Source organism: Candidatus Binatia bacterium (assembly GCA_023150935.1).
Taxonomy (GTDB): domain Bacteria; phylum Desulfobacterota; class Binatia; order HRBIN30; family HRBIN30; genus JAKLJW01.
On record JAKLJW010000002.1, the window covers coordinates 70,548 to 92,371 of the forward strand.

At 66.8% G+C, this 21,824-nt stretch carries 15 protein-coding genes; 11 read left to right on the forward strand and 4 right to left on the reverse strand.

Annotation, left to right across the window (positions count from 1 at the left end; translation table 11 throughout):
* Nucleotides 1-12 precede the first annotated feature (12 nt).
* On the reverse strand, nucleotides 13-4,233 hold the full coding sequence (locus L6Q96_02545) for a S8 family serine peptidase (GenBank protein ID MCK6553455.1): 4,221 nt from the start codon (nucleotides 4,231-4,233) through the stop codon (nucleotides 13-15).
* Between the two features lie 109 nt (nucleotides 4,234-4,342).
* On the opposite strand from L6Q96_02545, the gene L6Q96_02550 reads away from it, so the two are divergent.
* The 9 genes from L6Q96_02550 to groL all read left to right on the forward strand — a co-directional run bounded on the left by L6Q96_02550 (nucleotide 4,343) and on the right by groL (nucleotide 15,013).
* Nucleotides 4,343-5,110, forward strand: a complete 768-nt coding sequence (locus tag L6Q96_02550) for a VOC family protein (GenBank protein ID MCK6553456.1) — start codon at nucleotides 4,343-4,345, stop codon at nucleotides 5,108-5,110.
* 109 nt (nucleotides 5,111-5,219) lie between these two features.
* Entirely contained in the window at nucleotides 5,220-6,497 is a 1,278-nt protein-coding gene (locus tag L6Q96_02555) for a hypothetical protein (protein ID MCK6553457.1), read from the forward strand.
* Between the two features lie 175 nt (nucleotides 6,498-6,672).
* A complete protein-coding gene (xrt, locus tag L6Q96_02560) occupies nucleotides 6,673-7,548 on the forward strand; it encodes an exosortase (protein ID MCK6553458.1) in 876 nt (291 codons plus the stop codon).
* A complete protein-coding gene (locus tag L6Q96_02565; protein MCK6553459.1) occupies nucleotides 7,541-8,194 on the forward strand; it encodes an EpsI family protein in 654 nt (217 codons plus the stop codon). The genes xrt and L6Q96_02565 overlap by 8 nt, the downstream gene beginning before the upstream one ends.
* Nucleotides 8,195-8,212: 18 nt before the next feature.
* Entirely contained in the window at nucleotides 8,213-10,450 is a 2,238-nt protein-coding gene (locus L6Q96_02570; protein MCK6553460.1) for a tetratricopeptide repeat protein, read from the forward strand.
* A 366-nt stretch (nucleotides 10,451-10,816) separates the two neighbouring features.
* Entirely contained in the window at nucleotides 10,817-12,235 is a 1,419-nt protein-coding gene (locus L6Q96_02575) for an alkaline phosphatase (protein ID MCK6553461.1), read from the forward strand.
* 148 nt (nucleotides 12,236-12,383) lie between these two features.
* The gene (locus L6Q96_02580) at nucleotides 12,384-12,836 is read left to right on the forward strand and encodes an Hsp20/alpha crystallin family protein (GenBank protein MCK6553462.1); all 453 of its coding nucleotides are present in this window, start codon (nucleotides 12,384-12,386) and stop codon (nucleotides 12,834-12,836) included.
* A gap of 204 nt (nucleotides 12,837-13,040) precedes the next feature.
* Nucleotides 13,041-13,331, forward strand: coding sequence for a co-chaperone GroES (gene groES, locus L6Q96_02585; GenBank protein ID MCK6553463.1), 291 nt, complete (start codon nucleotides 13,041-13,043; stop codon nucleotides 13,329-13,331).
* 59 nt (nucleotides 13,332-13,390) lie between these two features.
* Entirely contained in the window at nucleotides 13,391-15,013 is a 1,623-nt protein-coding gene (gene groL / locus L6Q96_02590; protein ID MCK6553464.1) for a chaperonin GroEL, read from the forward strand.
* 161 nt (nucleotides 15,014-15,174) lie between these two features.
* Here groL and L6Q96_02595 read toward each other — a convergent pair whose 3' ends face one another.
* Nucleotides 15,175-16,299, reverse strand: coding sequence for a 3-deoxy-7-phosphoheptulonate synthase (locus tag L6Q96_02595; GenBank protein ID MCK6553465.1), 1,125 nt, complete (start codon nucleotides 16,297-16,299; stop codon nucleotides 15,175-15,177).
* A 634-nt stretch (nucleotides 16,300-16,933) separates the two neighbouring features.
* Between L6Q96_02595 and mtnA the strand changes: the two genes are divergently transcribed.
* Nucleotides 16,934-18,040 carry an S-methyl-5-thioribose-1-phosphate isomerase gene (gene mtnA, locus L6Q96_02600; GenBank protein MCK6553466.1) on the forward strand — a complete coding sequence of 369 codons (1,107 nt, stop codon included), beginning with the start codon at nucleotides 16,934-16,936 and terminating at the stop codon, nucleotides 18,038-18,040.
* Nucleotides 18,041-18,129: 89 nt separating this feature from the next.
* Nucleotides 18,130-19,347, forward strand: coding sequence for a hypothetical protein (locus tag L6Q96_02605; GenBank protein MCK6553467.1), 1,218 nt, complete (start codon nucleotides 18,130-18,132; stop codon nucleotides 19,345-19,347).
* Nucleotides 19,348-19,376: 29 nt separating this feature from the next.
* On the opposite strand, the gene L6Q96_02610 is transcribed toward L6Q96_02605, so the two are convergent.
* Nucleotides 19,377-20,606, reverse strand: a complete 1,230-nt coding sequence (locus L6Q96_02610) for an efflux RND transporter periplasmic adaptor subunit (protein ID MCK6553468.1) — start codon at nucleotides 20,604-20,606, stop codon at nucleotides 19,377-19,379.
* Nucleotides 20,607-20,645: 39 nt separating this feature from the next.
* A complete protein-coding gene (locus tag L6Q96_02615; GenBank protein ID MCK6553469.1) occupies nucleotides 20,646-21,764 on the reverse strand; it encodes an FtsX-like permease family protein in 1,119 nt (372 codons plus the stop codon).
* Nucleotides 21,765-21,824: the final 60 nt, after the last annotated feature.

Sequence of the window (21,824 nt, forward strand, 5' to 3'; positions counted from 1 at the left end):
GGCACCGTCTTCTCAGGCGCGGTAGAGGTCATGGGTACTCCGGGCTTCGCCGCCACCTGCGGACCGTCGTCGCCGCCAGATCCAGAGCGGCACCGCCGTGAGGAGCGGCCAGGCGGCACCGCTAGCGGCGTGCATCTCGCAGCCGCCGTCGTCTCGTGGTGCCGGGGTCGTTGAGGTCGGCGTGGGGGTTGCCGCAGGGGGCGTGGGCGTCGGGGTCGGGGCATCGAAACCGACCGGGCCGAGTTGCGCGATCGCCGATCGGTTACTGGCCTCATCGGATACCATCATCGCCAGGTGGACGGTGCGGTCCGCGAAACGCCAATCGGCGATCGTCAGCACACCCGGTCCGCCGGCGGTGGCCGCAGCGGTGACAACGGCAGGGGCCTCGGCGGCCGTGAACTCTGCGAGCGATGTGATTGGCGCGCCGGCGAACCGCACCGCAATTCTCGCCGGCATGCCGCAAAACAGGTCATCTCCGGGCGTGCGGGCTAACTCGACGCGGACCTCGGGTATGCCGTGCCACCGGCGTTGGGTGACGCGTACAACGTCCGCCGCGCTCAGTGACGCCGGCGGACGCGCGTCGGTGTGGTAATTGCCGCTGCCATGCTCGTCGTGGTGGAAACGCCGCCACGGCAGCGGGGCGCAGGCGTCTCCGAGCGTACGCCATGCGAAGAGCTGCCCTTCGCGGATGACTGCAACGACTTCCAACATACCGTCGCCGTCGAGATCGCCGACCGCGGGCGAGGCGACCATCCAGCCGCCCGTGAACTTCGGCCAGCCCGGCGCGACACGGCCGTTACCGTCGACCGCATGCAGGTCGGAGACTCCACTGCCCGCCAGGACTTCCGGCGCGCCGTCACCGGTGATGTCAGCGACACTGGCGGCACCGAAGAACATCAGGTCGTTGACGACACGCGGAAACCCCGGCCGGAAACTCCCGGTCGTCGGCCGCCCGTCGGCCGTGGTCACGTCCCATGCGCTCAGTTGCGATTCGGACGGGGTCTGCCAGGCCGCGAGCTGGTTGTCGACGAGCTTGCCCAGGCCCGCCGTCGGGGCGACCACTTGAAAGCCCCGGCCGGGCCCGTCCAATTCCGCAAACACCGGACTGCCCAGAGAACCGAAGGTTGGCGCGTCCGCCGCCGGGCTGCCCGGCCCGAGCACGTCCATGGCGAGCGTGGAGAATCGCAGACGGTTGCTGCCGAAGAAGGATTGCCCGTCGGCGGTCAGCACATACACCGGGCCGATGGCGGATCCCGTCGTCACCTCGAGTCGGCCGTCGCCGTCGACGTCGGCGAGAGCGGGCGGGCCGTTGCTGCCGGTGCCCACGAGCGGCAACAACTCTGTGGTGAGCAACGCCGTCTTCGCCGGCCAACCGCTAACGAACGCGCCCGGATTCCAGCCGCGCAGGAGTTCCGGGTCGTTGTGGGCGACTCCACCGGCGTGCACCGCGTAGACACGCGTGTTGCCGGACTGCAGGGCACCGGCCGCGCGATACAAACCGATCGTCAGATCGGTGAAGCGTACGTTCGGATCCTCGCGATAGCCCTCGTTGACGACGGCGACGACCTCGATGTCGCCGTCGCCGTCGAGGTCGCCGACGGACGGCGGGGCGATGATCTTGCTCCCGATGACCGCGTCGCTCTTGTCCGCGAGCCGCACCTCGTCGGTGACCGGATCGACCGCGGCTACCCGGGCGGGATCCTTCAATAAAACCGGCCAGCCGGGCACCGGCTCTCCCGTGTGTCGCCACGCGTACAGATGACGGTCGAAAGCGCCGGCGACAATTTCCAGCGAACCGTCCTCGGAGCCGTCGAGGTTGGCGAGCACCGCGCCTCCGCCCAGTGCACGGCCCACCCGATTGTGGCGGTTATGGCGATTCGTACGGTCCGGCACCTGCCCCTCGGGCGTCGACGGATCCCGTTCGGAGCGCCAGGCATGCGAGTATTGCGGCAGCGTCTTGACGGGAAAACCCTCGCGCCGCCGGCCGTGCCGGTCCCAGACGTAGAGCTTACCGACCAGATCGGTAGCGACCACCTCGAGCGCGCCGTCGCGATCCAGGTCGCCGGCGACGACGCCACCGAGCACCGCTGCCGGCACCGGCGTGGCGAGAGCGCCGCCGGCAAACGCCGGTGCATCCATGTGCAGTTCGAGCGGGTCGGTGGAAACCGGCCAGCCCGGAACTTCGGTTCCGTCGGCTTTGTACGCATGCACGGCGCCCTCGGAAGTGCCGAGGACGATCTCTTCGCGCCCGTCGAGATCGAGGTCGGCGGTGAGGGGTGCAGACACCCCGTCGCCGCCGAGAGGAATGGGAAAACCGGGGAGCAGGTCCGGCTCGTGGTGCAGGGCGAAGGTGCGGCGGTCTTCCCCGATCCGGCCCGCCGCGTCCATCACGCGCAGGCGGACGGTGAACGTGAAACGGTCGGGGTCGGGAGCCCCCGCCTCGTCGATCGGGGGACCGGTGGTGCCGTCGGGCATGCGGGCGGCAAGCCGGTCGAGGTCAATCGTGCCCAGAGTACCGTCGAGGGCGCGATCGCGTGCGGTCGATGCGACTTCGAGCGTGAAGTCGGTTTCGCGGGGCTGAATGCCCGGGGCGACCTCGATGGTGTAGGTGTACGATGCCGCGCGGTTGGCGGCGGCGCGTCCGCTGATCGGCAGGGTCGCGGTCTTGGTCGGGTCGATGGTCGAGAACCAGGCCGGCGCGGCAATCGACGCCTCCGGCGGAATGTGACCTGCGGCCACCCGGGCAACGGCGGCCGCGGCATTGAGACGGCCGTACCCGAAGTACTGGTCCCAGCCGGCGATCGACGGATAGCGCTGGCTCTGCCCCACGCCCGGGAAGGGACTGGATGTAAAGTAGTTTTGCGGCAGGGGCGGTTCGGCATCGGGATGGGCGTCGAAGTCGATGTCGTCGGCGGTTGCGGTGAGGATCTGTTTCGTCTCCTCCGCCGATAGCGGATACGGGGCCGGGGAGCCGTCGTCGCGCCGGTAGGTTGTCAGGACGCCCTGGTCGATGGCGTTGAGAGCGGCGGAGACCACGAGGCCGGCGACGCCGGCGCCGCGACCGGTCGCTTCGGACGAGCAGGACGACGACGGCACCGACAGGGCGATGTGGCCGCCGAAGTTCGTGCAGCCATTGAGGTAGAGGTACGATGGCGGGGTCTGCACGACGCCGGCGAGGTCGTTGAATTTGGTCACCGAATTGACCACGACGGTGTGCGCGTAGGCCGCGGGGAAGTTGTGGTGATTCGACGCTTCGTCGGCCGCCGAGGCGATAACCACGGCGCCGTTACGGTAAGCGTAGTCCACGGCCCGCTGTCCGAAGCTGGTCTGGTTGAGTGTACCGAGGGCCTCCTGGATAACGCGAGCGCCGCTGTCGACGGCGAAGACGACGCCCTGCGCAAACAGATTGACGTCGGTAACGAAGCTATCGGCGACGCGGACGGGTAGCACGAGGCAGTTCGGGCAGGTACCGAGTTCCCCGCCGTTATCGGCCTCGCCGCCGGAATCGTGCGCTTGCCCGGTCCCGTGGCCGTAACGCACTTCGTCGAGCGGGTCGTTATCGTCCTCGTAGAAGTCCCAGCCGCAGATGTCGTCGATGTAGCCGTTGTGGTCGTCGTCGGCGCCGTCGGAGAAGCGGAGGATGACGTCCTCGGGATCGACTGCACCGTTGTCGTTGAGGTCGGAGACACGACTGTCGGCGACGTGCCGTGGGCCGGCGAGATAGTCGGGCACCGTGAACAGGCCGTCGCCGTTGCGATCGTGCGGGTCGACGGGGTTGTCGCTGCCCTCGGGAACGGGCAGCTCGCCGCGATTCAGGTACAGTTTGTTAACGAGGTCGGGCAGTGGTTCGGCCCAGCGAATGCCCGAGTCGAGAACGGCGATGACGACGTCGGGGCGGCCGGTGGTGATCTGCCAGGCACGGTCGACGCTGGCGCCGCGGACGCCGAAGAGTTCCTGCGGGTTTGCATCGATGGTCGGGTCGCCGGTGGTGCCGCTGGTGAACTTCCAATCGTCGTTGAAGTCGTTGGGAACGGTCGGAGGTTCGGTCGCCGGCAGGAAGAGATAGCGGGAAAAATCGGTGGCCCCGAAGCACGGACGGTCGAGGTTCGGATCGCCACATGGTTGCGGATTCGGAGGGTAAGGCATTGCCGCACCCGCAACGCCGGTGACCAGCGCGGCAAGAGCTACGCCGGCAAGTGCGCGCCGAGACGCGGCGATCAGTCCGATTGGCATCCTTAACGCGTACCAGACGGGAGCGTTTGTGGACAATGGGGAAGTGGTGGGGCTTGGGGTGAGATGTTCATTGACTTTGGGGCTGGGACTTGGGACTTGGGGTTCGTATATGCTTCGTCTGCGTCAAGTCGCTCTGGCCGCGCGCGATCTCGAGTCGGTGGTGGACGACCTCTGCGCGGTACTCGGGATCGAGGTAGCGTATCGCGATCCGGGGGTGGGTGTTTTCGGCCTGCGCAATGCGGTCATGCCGGTCGGCGACACGTTTATCGAGGTTGTGTCGCCGGTGCAGGAGGGGACTACCGCCGGGCGCTTTCTCGATCGTCGTGGCGGGGACGGCGGGTACATGGCGATCTTTCAGTGCGACGACCTCGACGTTGCCCGCGTGCGGGTGGCGGCGGCGGGGGTAAGGATCGTTTGGAGCATAGATCTGCCCGAGGCGCGGACGATTCACCTGCACCCGCGCGACGTCGGGGGTGCGATCGTGTCGCTCGACACGATGGTGCCGCCGGCGTCGTGGCAATGGGCAGGTCCGCACTGGCGAGAGCGGGTGCGCAGCGAGGTGGCGATCGGGATCGTCGGGGCAGAGATCGAAGCCGACGACATCGAGGCGACGGCGGCGCGTTGGGCGGCGGTTCTGGGAGTCGGGGTCACGGTCGAGGGCGAGTCGCGGCGGGTGACCCTGGATGGCGGTGAAGTGCGCTTCGTGCCGGCAGCGGCGGGGCGGGGTGATGGTATGGTTACGGTCGACCTCGCGGTAGCCGATCTGGCTCGATTGTTGGGGACCGCTCGCCGCCGCGGTTTGGCAGTGACCGGCAATCGCGTTCGTATCGGTGGGGTTTCGTTCAGGGCCGTGGCCGCGGAAGCGGTTCGCCCTTGATACCGCAGGTCATCCGTGACGTGTGCGGGAGGTGGAAGGTTGCACTCTGGCAGCATCCGCCCTCGCCGGCGAACCGTCCGCGGGGCGGATCCGGAAGTGCGGTATGGGCATGAGTGGTGCTTGGCGAAAGGCAGTGCTCCGGTGGAGCGGGTTGGTTTGCGCGCTGCAGTTACTGCTACCGCAGGCGGCGGTGGCGGTGGATGTGCTGCTGCGTTGGACGGTGCCGCCCGAGCACGACCTGGCCGGATATCGTCTGTACCTTGGGAGTGAGTCGCGCGCGTACGAGACGCGGCTGGACGTCGTCCCTCAGGCTGCGACGGTGGCTGACGGCGTGGTCGGCTACGTCCTGACGGAAGGTCGCGCGGAGTTCAGGTACGCGGCCGTGACGGCGGTTAACCTGGCGGGCCTGGAGAGCGACTATTCCAACGAAAAGCACTTCTCGGAGACGGTGGAACGGTTGCCGCGGGCCGATGCGGGGCCGGACCGCTCGGTCAATATGGGCGCCGTCCTTGTTGTGGGTTCGCCGGCAGAGCCGGGCACGACCTACCTCTGGCGGCAGATTGCCGGTCCGCCCGGACTCGCTTTCGTGGCGCCGTTCGCCAGCGAGACGGAGGTTCGCGTTGCCAGTCCCGGCACGTACGAGATCGAGGTTGCTGCGGGGGACGAGCGTCAGGGGTTTGCCAGCCGTGACCGCGTGGTGGTGTCTGTGAGGAATGCGGCGACACCGACGGCCGCGCCGCAAGTGGCGACCCCAACCCCCGTGGCAACACGGAGTCCGAGTCCGGTGTCGTGGCCGCCCCCCGGGGCGAGCATGTTCGGGGAGATCTTGTATTACGGTGGCAGCGTGCCGGTCGGCGATGTGGAGGTAGAGGTTTTCGACGGGCAGTCGCCGGGATGGCCGCGGGCAGCCTCTGTGCGCACGGACGGCGCGGGACGGTTTGCCGTCTTCGGATTAGCGAGTGGAACGTGGCTGGTGCGGCCACGATCGAATGCAGGCACCGAGGGGGCGGTTACTGCACTCGATGCGGCCTACGTGTTTCAGGCGGTTGCGGGGACCCGCGAACTCAATGCGTTGCTGGAGACGGCGTGCGACACGGACGGTGACGGCTTCCTGACGGAACTCGATGGACGGTTGATTATGCAGCGGGCGGTGGGCACGCTGGCAAACCTCCCGGTGAGCGCGTTATGCGGTGGAGAGTGGCTGTTCGATCCCTTCGGCGGCGAGCCCGGAGAGGCCCTGCACGCCGGCGTGGCTCGGTATTCATGCCAATCCGGGGCGTTCCGGGTCGACACCGCCGGGCTGCCGGTCGGTCCATTGCAGTTCCGGGCCGTACCGCTGGGCGACTGCACGGGCGGTTGGCACTGGATGATCGCGGACGGGCAGTAGCGGCCGGGGGCAGAGCCCCGGCCCCGCCTGGCGGGCGCAGTTCGGGGATGCGAGCAGGGGGTATTTGCGGTATCTAGTTGGAGCAGGTGGGTTGGCACCTGGCAGGGATACCGCATGACTCACGGGGAGGATATCCGATGGTGACCGGGGAAGGGGCGTACCCACGGGTTGGTGGGTGGGTGTGATCGACCTGCGATCGGATGGGCGGGTCGCCGGCATTACGGACATCCGGGTCGCCCTCGCCGTACTACTGCTGGTGTTGGTGGGGGCGGCGCTTTACCGCAATGTTCTGCCGCTCTGGGTGGCAGATCTCTGGGTCGACGATAACTACTCGCACGGGATAATTGTGCCTTTCGTGTCGGCGTGGTTGGCTTACGACCGGCGCGACGATCTGGCCCGACTGGTCCCTCAACCAAGCTTGGTCGGCCTGGCGATCGTCCTGGGAGGGGTCGGTCTGTTGCTGGTCGGTCGGTTGGCCGCGGAACTCTTCACGATGCGTCTTTCGCTGGTGGTCGTGATCGTGGGCGTGATTGTCTCGGTTCTGGGCTGGGGATACGCCCGGATACTGGCGCTACCGCTGGGGTTCCTGCTGTTCATGGTGCCGCTGCCGGCGGTGGTGCTCAATTCCGTAACCCTGCCGTTGCAGTTCGCCGCCTCCGAGATCGCGGTAACGGCGTTGCACTGGCTGCGCTTGCCGGCCCTGCGCGAGGGCAACATCATACTGTTGCCGAACACCTCGCTGGAAGTGGTCGAAGCGTGCAGTGGGCTGCGATCGCTCATTTCGTTGGGGGCGATGGGTGTCGTTGTGGCGGTCCTGTTTCTTCGCGGCACTGGACCGCGAGTGTTGTTGGCGGCGTTGAGCGTTCCGATTGCCGTGCTGATGAACGGCGCACGAGTGGCGGGCACCGGCGTCCTGTCGTACTACTACGGTTCGGAGGTCGCCGAAGGCTTCTTCCACACGTTTTCGGGTTGGTTAGTGTTCGTCGCGGCCCTGGCGCTCCTGGCCGCGGCTGCCATGGTGGTCCGTCCATTGGACCGTACCAGTGGGTGAGGTGGCCGTGGGAGCGGTCTGGCGACACTACTGGATCACGATCGGTGTGCTGCTCGCCGCCGTACCCCTGCCGGGTTTACTGGGGCGCAACGATCCCGTCCCGTTGCGGCGCCCACTGGACTCGATGAGCGTCGAACTCGAGGGCTGGCGTGGGCGCGACGAAGCGATTGGCGAGCGCGTAGCGCAGCGACTCGGGACCCGCGACGTTCTGCTGCGCGAGTATCGAGATGCGGCGGGAAATCGGGTGTGGCTCTATGTCAGCTATTTCGCGCGCCAGCAGCAGGGCGAGCAAAGTCATTCGCCGAAGAACTGCCTGCCCGGAGCGGGTTGGCAGCCGATCGAGGATCGTCGGGTGCCGTACCCTTTCGGCGGGCCGGCGGCGGGGGAAATGAACGAGATAGTGTTCGCTAAAGGGGATCACCGGCAGCTCGTGTATTACTGGTTCAGAGAGCGCGACCGGATCGTTGCCAGCGAGTACCTGGTCCGCTGGTACATGATCGTAGATGCGGTCATGCGCCAGCGAACCGACGGGGCACTGGTGCGCGTTTCTACGCCGGTGGTTCGGAACGAGGCGGAGGCGCAAACGACGATTGCCGCGTTCATGCGAGTCGCTATGCCGGCGCTCGATGCGGTATTGCCCGAGTAGGAGAGAGGTGTGTCGACGATGACGACGGAGCTTCCGGACACGGCAAGCGACAAGGCGGTATTGCGGGGGCGCACGATGCGTGCGCTAGGGGCCGGTGTCCTCCTGGGGCTGGCGTTCCTCGGGGCGTGTGCAAGTAAGGAGCAGAGAGCCGCGGACCATGTCAGCCGAGGCCGGGAGTACCTTGCCGCGGAGAAATATCGCGAGGCGGAGATCGAGTTCCGCAATGCGCTGCAGATCGATCCGAAGGACGCGGCCGCGCACTACCAACTCGCGCGGGCCTATCTGGGCATGAACGACCTGAACAACGCGTTCGCCGAACTCCAACGCGCGCTGGCCCTGGATCCGAAGCTGCGCGACGCGAGGCTCGAGCTGGGCCGTCTTTATTTGGCCGGCGGCGACGGGAACAAGGCGGAGGAGCAAGCCCGCAATCTCATCGAGGCGAACGCCAGGGATGTCGATGCGTATCTCCTTCTGGCTACGCGATTCATGATCGAGGGCCGGACGGAAGACGCCACGAATGCCGTAAAGGAGGCGCTGGCGATAGCGCCGAACTCGGCGGCGGTGCGCCTGACCGAGGGGCGCTTGTTGGCAACGCAGGGCAAGCTCGAAGAGGCCAAGCAGGCCATGGCGCAAGCAATCGCGCTCGATCCCGACAAACTCGATGCCTACACCGCCCTGGCCATGTTCGACCGACTGCGCGGCGAGAATGCGGCCGCCGAGGAAGTGCTGAAACAGGCCATCGCGAAGTTTCCGAAGAACAGCGCGCCGTCGTTCCAGTTAGCGGAACTCTACCTCGCCGAGGCCAAATTCGACGAGGCGGAGGCGATCCTCGATCGGATGGCAAAGGACGGCCCCGACACCCTCGCGGCGAAACGGCGACTTGTCGACGTCTACCTCGAACGCGGAAAAATGCCGGAGGCCGAACGCGGCGTGACAGAACTGGTGGCGGCGAACAAGGACGACCTCGAGACGCGCTACGTCCAGGCCCGGTTGCTGGTCGCCAGGGGTGATGTGCAGAAGGCCGCGGCGGAACTCGAACAGATCCTCAAAGAGTGGCCCGGCTTCGTACGGGCCCGCTATCAGTTGGCAATCGCGCGCGTGCGCGAAAACAAGCTCGACCAGGCAGTGCAGGAGCTCACCACCTGCCTGCAATACGAACCCGGTTTTCTCGCCGGCCGCATGCTGCTGGCGAGAGTCTATTTTCAGAAGGGATCGGCCGACCTGTCGCAGGAAGAGGCCAAGCGCGTGCTCAGGGCGGCGCCGCGGAGCGTCGACATGCAGCTCATCGTAAGCGACACCGCACTCGCCCGCGGTAACTTCCCGGAGGCCCGGGCGGCGGCCGAGGCGCTGGTGCGGGACTTCCCGGACCGTGCACAGGGATACCACCGCCTCGGGCGTGCACTGGCGAGTGAAGGCAAGCACGCGGAGGCCGTCGTGCAACTCGAGCGCGCCCTCTCGTTGAGTCCAACCTCCGCGGATATTCTCGCCGACCTGATTACCGTCATGGCCGCCGAGGGCAAGTCGGAACAATTGCGCATAGATCGGGTGCGCCGGCACGTGGACGCCAATCCGGAGGTGGGCAACGCACGACTGGTGCTGGCGCAGTTGCTCCTGGCCAGCGGCGACACGGCGGGCGGAACGGCGACCCTCGAGGAGACCATCAGCCGGAACCCTGACCTGCTGGCGGCCTATTTCGTCCTTGGTTCCGTGTACGGCCAGGGTGGACAGCTACCCCAGGCCCGCGCGCAGTTCGAACGCCTCGTTCAGCGCGACCCCAAAAGCGTCGTCGCACACATGATGCTGGGCGTCATCGACGAAATGGAGGGGAAGTACGCGGACGCCGCGCAGCAGTACAAGCAGGCTCTCGACTTGCAACCGGAATTCGCTCCGGCCGCAAACAATCTCGCGTGGCACTACGCCGAGCGCGAAAACAACCTCGACATCGCTCTGGAACTGGCCCGTAAGGCGCGCGCAAAGTTGCCCGACGACCCCTACATCGCCGATACCCTGGGCTGGATCCTTTACAAACGTAACCTGTTCGGGGCGGCCATCGAACAACTCAAGGAGAGCGCCGGCAAGCTGCCCGATAATCCGGAGGTCCGCTACCACCTCGGTATGGCCTACTTGAAGAACGGAGACACGGCCAGAGCGCAGGCGGAACTGACCGCTGCCCTGGAGCAGAAGGGCCAGTTCCCGTCAGCCGACGCCGCACGCGCGGCCCTGAGTGGCATCGAGGCGGAAGAACCCAGGCCTTAGTAGTGATGGGCACAATTACGGCGACGTATTCCGTACGACGCTTCCCGTTCGCCCCGAGTAGCCCCGTTTTCTTAGGGGCGTATCCAGGGGCAGCCTGGCGAGCGGCTTTGCGGCCCCGCCCCTCGATACGCCGCCGAAAAGATGGCGCTACTCGGGACGAACGGAATACGTCGCCGGACTAATGAACCGGAGTACTTAGGAGCCAGGAGCCTGTCGGAACCTTCCTCGGCGCGCCCGCTCGGCAGCGCTTGCGACACGCTCGTGACGGGGCGGCTACGGACCCGTCACGGACGGATTGCAGTGGCTCCGCGGAGCAGAGTCGGCCCCCTTTTCAGCGGCCGGGTCGGTAGGCTACTCGATTAGCTCATGCGATTGGCGCGCCATGGCTTTCGGGTGCCGGCCATTGCCGTGGCACTCGTGCTGGTCGGGGGCGGCACCGCAGCTCGGCTGTCGGCGCAGGTTCCTCCGCCGACGTGGAGTGCCGCGTTCTCGACACCAACCGCGGACGCCGTCTTGTCGGGAGGCGCACGCAACGTGATCCTCTTCATCGGCGACGGCATGGGCGATAGCGAAATCACCATGGCGCGCAACTACCACGTGGGAGCTGCCGGGCGGTTGCACATGGACCGCCTGCCGCACACCGGCGCCATGACGACTTATGCGGTGAGCGAAGCCCAGCCGCCGCGGCCGGAATACGTTACCGATTCCGCGGCCAGTGCCACCGCCTGGGCCACCGGACGGAAGACGAGCAACGGCCGGCTTTCCACGACCACGGGAGGCGGAGAGTCGCTACCCACCATTGCCGAGATGGCCAAAGCCCACGGGCTGGGGACCGGCAACATCTCCACCGCGGAGTTGACCGACGCGACCCCCGCTGCGCTGGGAGCGCACGTCAACAGCCGCAAGTGCCAGGGACCGGCCGATATGGCGCCCTGCCCACCGTTCAGGCGAGCCACGGGCGGTCCGGGGTCGATTGCGGAACAACTCCTGGATCGCGATTTCGATGTGTTGCTCGGCGGGGGGAAACAACGGTTCGCCCAAGCCCTCGATTCGCCGGAGAGCGATGCTGCGACCGTCCTCGAGGCGGCCCGGAGGCGGGGGTACACCGTGATCGAGGACGCCTCCGGCCTGGCCGCGGCCCCACCGGAGGGTAAGGTGCTCGGGCTCTTTGCGGCGGCCGAAATGACCCCGGAATGGACCGGTCAGCCGGCCACCCGATTCCCCGGCACCGGGCCACAACGCTGCCGCACCGGGCAGCGTCCCGCCCGGCAACCCAGCCTGGCGGAGATGACCCGCGTTGCCATCGATCGGCTGCAGCGGGCTCAAGCGGGGAAACCCCGGGGATTTCTGTTGCAAGTCGAAGGGGCCTCGATCGACAAGCTGGGCCACCTCGCCGACCCCTGTGCGCAGATTGGCGAAACCGTCGCGCTGGATGCGGCGGTCGGGGTAGCATTGGACTTCGCCGCCGCGCACCCGGACACGCTGGTTATCGTTACCGGCGACCACGGCCACGCCGTACAAATTCTACCGCTGCCGGACTGGACGGATCACAGTCCGGGCCTGCTCAGCACCCTGCTGACGGCGGACGGCACCCCGATGCACGTCGCCTACGCCACCAGTGCCACCCCGGGGCGCTACCAGGAACACAGCGGCACCCAGGTGCGAGTCGCCGCCCAGGGCCCCTCCGCAGAAAGGGTCCAGGGTATTATCGACAACACCGATCTGTTCACCCTCATGCGCGACGCCCTTGGCCTCCCCGCCCCCAACGGCACGGGGGTTAGGTAGGACGGACTCACCGTTCCCGACTCTACTTCGGCCTGGCCCGATACAAGGGACCCGGGGTGGTGCCGGACAGCGCAGGTTGCACCGGCACTAAGCGTGATTATCGGACATTGCGGGTGGCGGAGAAAACCCATCGAAAGGAGCAAGACCCATGACAAACCTGACTCTCTGGAGACCGCACCGCGAACTGTTCAACCTGCAGCACGACATCGAGGAGATGTTCGACCGGTTCTTCGATGTCGACCGCGCCCGGCCCGGCGGAGGCCGGCGGACGCCGCTGATGCCGGCGATCGAGACTTTCACCCGCGATGACCGGTTGGTGGTGAGGGCCGATCTTCCCGGAATCGACCCGGCGCACGTGGAGATCGCCGTCGAAGGTACCCGCCTGACCATCAAGGGCGAGCGCAAGTGGACGTCCGAGCGGACCGCGCCCGAAGGCGGTTACAGCGAGGTGACGTACGGCAGTTTCGAACGCGCCCTGACCCTGCCCGAGGGTGTCGACCCCGAGTCGGTCGAGGCCTCGTACAAGGACGGAGTCCTCGAAGTCACGATGAAGACACCGGCGAACCTTGCTCCCCGCAAGGTCCCGATCACCGTGCACTGACCGTACGAGTTCACCCGGGCGCCCGGTGGATGCCGGGCGCCCGGGTTTTCGCGGTGGATCGGCACCGACGCCTTGACAGCCCCAGATGCGGTGGTTAATCCGGGCTCGCGTTCGGACCGGAAAGTGCCGGCCGCCTGCGGCCGGCAGGTCCGGCTTAACCGAACGAAATCTTGGTAGAAGTAATCAGGAGGTAGCAGCATGGGTATGCGTGTGCGGCCGCTGCAGGACCGGGTGATCGTCAAGCGCATTGACGAAGAGCAGAAAAGTCCGGGCGGGATAATCATTCCGGACACGGCTAAGGAGAAGCCACAGCAGGGCGAAGTGGTTGCGGCCGGCCCGGGCAAGCGCGACGAGAACGGCCACCTGCAGGCCCTCGACGTCAGGCAAGGCGACCGCGTCCTCTTCGGTAAGTACGCGGGGACGGAGATAAAACTGGAAGGAGAAGAACTGCTCATCATGCGTGAGGACGACATCCTCGGCGTTATCGAGCGCTGAACGTCCCACGTTCCACCAGGCGGCATTTGCCCCACACGTACACAGGAGGACAAACACCAATGACAGCAAAAATCGTGGCGTTCGGCGAGGACGCCCGCCGCCGCATCATGCAAGGCGTCAACACTCTGGCCGACGCCGTGACCGTAACCCTCGGCCCCAAGGGACGTAACGTCGTGATCGAGAAATCGTGGGGCGCCCCGACGGTGACCAAGGATGGCGTCACGGTCGCCAAGGAAATCCAGCTCGAAGACAAGTTCGAAAACATGGGCGCGCAGATGGTCAAGGAGGTCGCCTCGAAGACCTCCGACGTTGCCGGCGACGGTACGACCACCGCGACGGTCCTGGCCCGGGCCATCTTTACCGAGGGCTCCAAGATGGTGGCCGCCGGACACGATCCGATGACCATCAAACGGGGCATCGACAAGGCCGTCGCCAGGGCACTGGAGGAGCTCAAGAGCGTTTCCAAGTCTACCAAGGGTCGCGAGGAAATCGCCCAGGTCGGCACCGTTTCGGCCAACGGCGACACGACCATCGGGGATATCATTGCCGAGGCCATGGACAAGGTCGGCAAGGAAGGCGTGATCACCGTCGAAGAGGCCAAGAGCCTCGAAACCACCCTCGAAGTCGTCGAGGGGATGCAGTTCGACCGCGGTTATCTCTCGCCTTACTTCGTCACCGATCCCGAGCGCATGGAGACCGTGCTCGAGGATCCGTACATCCTCATTAACGAGAAGAAGATCAGCAACATGAAGGACCTGCTTCCCATTCTCGAGCAGGTTGCGAAGTCGGGCCGGCCGCTACTGCTGATCGCCGAGGACGTCGAAGGCGAGGCGTTAGCAACCCTGGTGGTCAACAAGATCCGCGGCACGCTGACCGCGGCGGCTGTAAAGGCGCCCGGATTCGGCGACCGCCGCAAGGCCATGCTGGAAGACATCGCCATCCTCACCGGCGGCCGCCTGATTGCCGAGGAACTGGGTATCCGACTCGAAAACGTCAACCTCAAGGATCTCGGCCGCTGCAAGCGCGTAGTCATCGACAAGGACAACACGACCATCATCGACGGGGCTGGCAAGAAGTCGGACATCGAGGGGCGCATCAAGCAGGTTCGCGCCCAGATCGACGAGACGACCTCCGACTACGACCGCGAAAAGCTCCAGGAGCGCCTTGCCAAGATGGTCGGCGGGGTCGCGGTCATCAAAGTCGGAGCCGCCACCGAAGTCGAGATGAAGGAGAAGAAGGCGCGTGTCGAGGATGCCATGCACGCCACGCGCGCGGCCGTCGAGGAGGGTATCGTTCCCGGCGGTGGTGTCGCTCTGGTGCGGGCCGCCGCTACCCTCGACAACCTCGAAGCGACGACCGAAGAGCGCGTCGGCGTCCAAATCGTCCGCCGCGCCATGGAGGAACCGACACGCCGCATCGCCGCAAACGCCGGTACCGACGGTTCGGTGATCCTGGACAAGGTGAAGAACGGCAAGGGCGCCTTCGGATTCAACGCGGCCAGCGAAGAATTCGGCGATCTCGTGAAGGAAGGCATCATCGATCCCACCAAGGTCGTGCGCACCGCGCTGCAGAACGCCGCCTCGGTGGCCGGCCTGCTCCTGACCACCGAGGCGGTGGTCGCGGAAAAACCGGAAAAGAAGGAGGCCGCCCCGGGCGGCGCACCCAACTACGACGACATGTAGGTCGTGCGAATCGAACGCGCGTCGCAACTGGCGCGCGTGAGAGTGTGCCGCGAGCGCCCGCCCCGGACCCCCGGGAGCGGGCGCTCGCGCTTTCGGCCTCGCCGTCGAGGGTCGCCTGGGCGCGCCCGAATTCCTTGCCGCCGAGACGGCAGATCGTAAGACTACCTCACCGTCGGAAGCGCCGCGGCGCGCAGCTTGCACCGCTCGATGTACGCGCGCCGGACCAACTGCGTGTCCTGCACGAAGTACCCCAACTCCTCGAGGAGCAACGCCTGCGGCCCGTCGCACAGAGCCTGTTCGGGCCGCGGATGGAAGTCGACCAGTACCATGTTGGCGCCGGCGATCACCCCCTGCGCCGTGACATGTTGGATGTCCAGAATACCGTCCGGCGCCACCGCCTTCTTGCCCACCGCGTGCGACGGATCGATGCATACGGGCAGACGGGTAAGTCGTCTCACCACCGGCACATGACCGAAATCGACCAGGTTGCGGTGCGGGTCGCCGAGTTGGGTCTTCATGCCGCGCAGACAGAACACGATGTTGCTGTTGCCGGCCGTGGCAACGTACTCGCAGGCGTTGAGCGACTCGTCCAGGGTGATGCCCATGCCGCGCTTGAACAGCACCGGGAACTCCCGCTGCTGACCGACTGCCTTGAGGAGTTCGAAGTTCTGCGCGTTGCGCGTGCCGATCTGCACCATCACCCCGGTGGGATGACCGGCGGCCGCCAGCGCCTCGCGAATCTCGTCGATCTGATCCTCATGGGTGATTTCCATCGCGACGATCTCGATGCCGTACTTGCCGGCCAGCTCGAACACGTACGGCAGACACGCCTTCCCGTATCCCTGAAAATCGTAGGGGCTGGTCCGCGGTTTGTACGCCCCTGCCCGCGTGGTGCGAATGCCGGCGGCCTGTAGGGCCCGAAACATCGCCTCGGTGCTCTCTCGCGAGTCGACGGCGCACAGCCCCGGAAAGACGTGGAAGTCCTCCTGACTGAACCGGATGCCGCGGTACGTGAACCCGATCGCTTCGACCTGTCCCTCGTGCCGGCCGATCGACCGGTAACGCTCGCGGATGCGAATGACCTTCTCTACCGCCGGGAACTCCTCGAATGGCTCCATCGGCATGGTGGCCGTCGATCCCAACAGGTAAACCTCGGTCAGGACGCGCGTGGCGCCCTGGATCTGGCGGGCCACTGCCGTGACGTCCGGATACCGCTCGGCCAGCCGAATGACCTGAGCCACCTCGGGCGACTCCGGCAGGATGTCGGCTTTCATTACGATGATCATAATCGGCGCCTCTTCCGCTGTGCGTACCGCGCCGGCAGGGGAGCGGCCAGCGTCAGCCGATAATGTCAAAGGCGCAACCGGGCGGCAACGGGAGGCCGCTGAGGGTCAGGGTCACGGCAAAGTCGCTGACAGTGCCTCGATACGCCGCCAGAAGAAGGCGGCTACTCGGCTCGAACGGTTCAAAACCTTGGAAACCGTTCGCCCCGAGTAGCGGCCCGTTCCTTGGGCCGCGTATCGAGGGGCCGTCTGACGCCCCCGTGGACGACTTTACCGTGGCCCTGGCTGAGGGTGGGCGGCCGGGAGGCGGAGACCGGAAAAGAGACGGGGGAGCTCGGTGCGCAGCGAATGACCAACGGCGACCCGTGCAAGCCCGGCAATGACCGACGGGCCCCCGCCTTGACCCTTTCTTCGCTGCCCCGGTATCGTCGCCGCCATGGGCAATCTCGATCGCAAGACCGCGCCATGGCGCGAACTCCGACGCCCGCACCGGAATCGATCTCGCGCGCGGACCCTGCGCAGCCCGCGCTGCGGAGACCGCGTCTGAGCAACCCGGGCAACCGAGGTCTTCTCGGTCGGTGTGTCGAACGGTTCGGGAGTCGCCTAACTTACCGACACGGGAGTTGGGAGTCGTCGCATGGTACGTACTGTCGAGTGGCGCAACGGCGCCGTGGTTCTCATCGATCAACGTCTGCTGCCCGGGCAAGAGGTCTACCGCGTCTGCCGCGACTATCGGCAAGTGGCGGCGGCGATAACGAACATGGTCGTGCGCGGCGCCCCGGCGATCGGCGTGACGGCGGCCTTCGGAATCGCGCTCGGCATGCGACAGGCGAAGGGAAACCTGCCGCAGTCGATGGAGCGCATCTGCGACACATTCGCTCGCACGCGGCCCACGGCCGTCAACCTCTTCTGGGCCATCGAGCGGATGCGCAACGTCCTGACGCGACTGTATACACAGGACCCGGCGGCGGTCCGTGAAGCGTTGCTGGCCGAAGCGCGAGCCATCCACAGAGATGACATCGCTGCCAATCGTGCGCTCGGACGGTACGGCGCCGAACTGCTGCCGGACCCCGCAAGGGTCATGACCCACTGCAATGCCGGCGCCCTGGCCACCGCCGGCTACGGGACCGCTCTCGGGGTCATTCGCGCCGCGCGTGAGGCGGGCAAGCGGGTTGCCGTCGTGGCCACGGAAACCCGCCCGTTCCTCCAGGGGGCGCGCCTTACGGCGTGGGAGCTGAAAAAGGACCGCATCCCGGTGACGCTGATTACCGACAACATGGCCGGCCACGTGATGCAATCGGGGACGGTGTCGTGCGTTGTCGTTGGTGCCGATCGCATTGCCGCCAACGGAGATGTTGCGAACAAGATCGGTACCTACACGCTCGCCGTGTTGGCGAAGCGGCATCGGGTGCCGTTCTTCGTGGCCGCACCGACGTCGACGGTAGACCTCGCCTGCCCCGACGGCGGTGGAATTCCGATCGAAAGCCGCGACCCTCGCGAGGTGACCCACGTACAGGGGCGGCAGCTCCCACCCAGCGGCATCAAGGTCCTCAACCCCGCCTTCGACGTCACCCCACACGACCTGGTCACCGCGATTGTAACCGAGGCTGGCGTTGCCCGCCCCTCCTTCGCACGCCACCTGCGCCGGCTCGTCAATGACGCCGCCCGCAACCGTACCGGCGCCGTCACCGCAACGCACCGAAGCCACGGAGGTCGTCAGGCACCGCACGTCGTTCGTCGCTGACCACTCTTCGGCCGGTTTTCCTGCAGTGCCCGGTCGCCGTTGAACGCCTGCCGGGCGTCGGCTATCGGCACCGCCACGGAGGGATCCGCATGCTCCGACACTACGAGCTCATCCACAGCTTCAGCCGCGCGGCGGCCAACGCGCAAATGGCCGTCTGGGGATACCCGTCCCCACCCCACCCGCTGCCGCCGGCGTCTTGCGGCGTCGACGTCTACCGGGTCGTCCACACAACCGCAGATCGCGAGGGTCGCTCGGTACCGGCGTCCGGACTCCTCGCCGTACCGACCGGCCTGGACGGTCCGCGCCCGCTGATCGCTTTCACGCACGGCACCGCGACGCAGCGCATTTCCGCCCCGTCGACATTCAATTACCAGGTGCAAACTCCGGTGTTCGCCTTCGCCACCGGCGGTTACGTCGTCAGTTGCACCGACTATCTCGGCCTCGGGTCGAGTCCGGTCATGCACCCGTACGTAATCGCTGACGCCAACGCGACCGTGGCGGTCGATATGCTCCGTGCCTCTCGTGAACTCTGCGCCCGGGTAGGTATGCCGCTTGACGGCCGGCTCTTCGTCACCGGTTATTCCGAGGGCGGACACGCGGCGATGGCGTTGGCGCGAGCCGCCCAGGGCGCGGCCGACAGCGGAGCGACCGACCTGGCCGTGGCCGCTGCCGCACCGCTGGCGGGTGTGTACAACCTGACGGTCGGTGCCGCTCCCGAACTGGCGGCCAAGGCGCCGCCGGGCACCGGCCTGCTGTTCGTCTGTTACACCCTGCTGGCGTGGCAATCGTACTACGGCGACCTCTACCGCTCGCTCTACGATGTGCTGCGGTTCCCGTTCGCTGCCATGGTGCCGCGGGTCTTCGACGGTACGCTCTCGCTGGACCGCACCCGCGAGGCCCTGTACGCGGCCGCACTGGAACAGTACCGGATCGATCACGACGACCGCGGCGATCCACCACCGGCGATCACGACGTTCGATGTCATTACGCCTGATTTCGCCGCGGCCTTCCTCGATCCGGCGTCACCGATCGGCCGCCGCATTCGCGAGAACTCCGTGCACGACTGGACGCCGCGCATGCCGATGTACCTTGTCGGTGCGCGCAACGACACGCAGGTGCCGTTTGCCGGCACGCTCGACGCGGTGCGCACGATGCGAGCCCGCGGCGTGAGCGGCACCACACTGAACTTCCACGACCAGGGCCCCGAGTACGATCACCTCACGGGGGTCGCCGGCGCGTACGCGCTGGCCCGTTTGTTCTTCGACGGCGGCTTCGCGGCGGTGCCGAAGGACCCCGACCCGCGGTAGGACACGCGCCCAGGCGGTACACCCGAGGGTCAGCCGGCAGGCGCGATGTTCACCCGTTGGCCGTCGCGGAGTGGGGGATCGCCGATCACCACGCTTTCGCCCCCACTGAGTCCCTGTGCAATGCGCACGTTCGGCCCGACCTCGCCCGCGGTCTCCACCGTCGTTTGCTTCGTACGACCCCCGGCGACCACCCAGACGAAGTTACCCCCCGCGGAGGCCCGGTGCAGCGCGCTCACCGGCACGAGGACCGTGGTGGCCTCGGCGGCTCCGTTATCCGGGCGCGCGGAATCCAGGAAGGTGACCCTGGCGCTCATGTCCGGGAGCAGCTTGTCGTCGGGCGCCGTGATCTGGACCTCGACCTTCAGGGTTCCCTTCTGGCGGTCGACCTGCGGATACAGCTTGACGACCCGTGCCGGGTAGCGTCGGTTCGGATAGGCATCGGGGGCTACTTCGGCCGGCTGACCGATGTGGATGCGACTCAGGTCAGCTTCGTTGACATCGACCTCGGCCCGGAGGTCAGACATGTTGGCGAGCCTGATCAGGTCGCCCGAGCCGGCGAAGCCGCCCGGAACCGCGATCTCTCCCACCTCCTTGAGCTTGGCGAGGACGACACCGTCGGTAGGCGCGCGCAGCGTCGTGTAATCGAGGTTGACCCTGGCTTGCTGCAGTTCCGCCTCGAGTTGCAACAGTGTGGCGCGCGCGACGGCGGCCTTGTTTTCGAGCACGTCGAGTTCCTGTTGCGAAATCACGTCCTTGCCGCGCAGCGCCTCGCCGCGCCGCAACTCCGATTCGGCGAGGGTCAGGTTGGCACGGGCGACCTGCAACCCGGCTTCGATGCGCGCCAGTGCGGCTCGGTAGTCGCGGTCATCCAGTTGGACGAGCGGGGCATCTCGACGTACCGACTGCCCCTCTTCGACGAAGTACCGGTCTATACGCCCGGGAACCCGAACTCCCACCTGCACGTAGCGGTCGCCCGTCACCACGTATCCCGACCCCGACAGAACCGGTGCCGGGCCGGTTTGTGCCGCGCTGACGCGCAGCGCCGTCGCAACGGCGACCACGGGAATGCGGCCGAACAGCATCCAGACGCCGCCGCCGAGCACGGCGGCGATTCCGGTCGCCGCCGCCACCCACCGCAACCACCGCCGGCGCACCCGCCGCGGCGGGCTTGCCCCGACCGGCGGACGGTCGATCTTCAGAGAAGCCAGGTCGGCCCGCAATTGGTCGTCGTTGCCCATCGCCTTATCGTCTCGATCCACACCAGCATACCGTCCCCTCCCCCAACCCCCAAACCCCCGTCAAGCCTTCCGCAACGCCTCGATCGGCCGCAGTCGTGCCGCGCGCCAGGCCGGTCCGAGACCGCCGCAGAAGCCGATGAGACACGCCAGCCCCAGGGCGCCCACGAGGTCGCCCGCGCCCACCCGCAACGTGACGACATTGGTGGTGAACGTAGACGCGCCAAAGGCGACGCCTCCGAGCCAGGCGTCCACCGCTTGCGACAAGATCGCCGCCCCCCCCGCCCCGACGAGGAAACCGATCGCCGATAGCACCACCGCCTCGATCTGGAACGCCGTCAGGATCGCTCGGCGAGAAAAACCCAGTGCCCGCAGCGTCCCGATCTCGGCGGTGCGCGCTTGCACGGCGGCGTACATGGTGTTTGCCGCACCGAAGCCGGCACCGATTCCCGCCAGCACCGCTATGCCCACGACCAGCACGTACAGGGAATTGGCGGACTCGGACTGCTTGGCATAGTAATCGGTCTCGGGCTGCGCCTCGAGCGCCCAGCGCGGATCGTTCCCGATGCGCTGCACCAGAGCATCCATGGCGGCTGGCGAGGTGGTGCGCAGCCGTACGCCCGAGTACGGGAACACCCGCTTGGCGTCGTTGCCGAGTTCGCGGACGTCGACCCACACCTCGCTCTCGAACGACGACCCGCCGGCGTCGAAGATGCCCACCACTTTCCAGGCGCCGCGGCCGAACTCCAATTCGCTGCCGATCTCCGCTCCGGCGTAGCGGCCGGCGACGCCTCTGCCGACGATTGCCTCGTGCGCGCTCGGGTTGAACATGCGCCCGTCGGCGATGCGGACTGCGTCGTGCACCTCCAGAGCCACCGGCTCCACGCCGCGGACGAGGACGTTCTCGCGCCCTCCCGCTTTGGTCCGGAAGAACGGCTGCACCACCAGCTCCGGCGAGGCCAGAGGTCGATCTTCGGCGTCGCGGGCGATACCGTCGAAATACTTGAGCGCTTGATGCGCGGCGAGCGGAACCTGACTGGCCCCGTCGTTGTCCGATCCCTTGCGCATCACCACGAGATTGCGCGGATCGCCGCTGGTTACCAGGGTGCGCTTGAGACTCGAGATGAGGCCGAGAAACAGACACGAGGCGATAACGACCAGCGCTATGACCCCGGCGGTCATAACACTTCGCCCCGGCCGGGCGGCCACGTTGCGGATACTGTAAGAGAGGGGGAGGAGCAT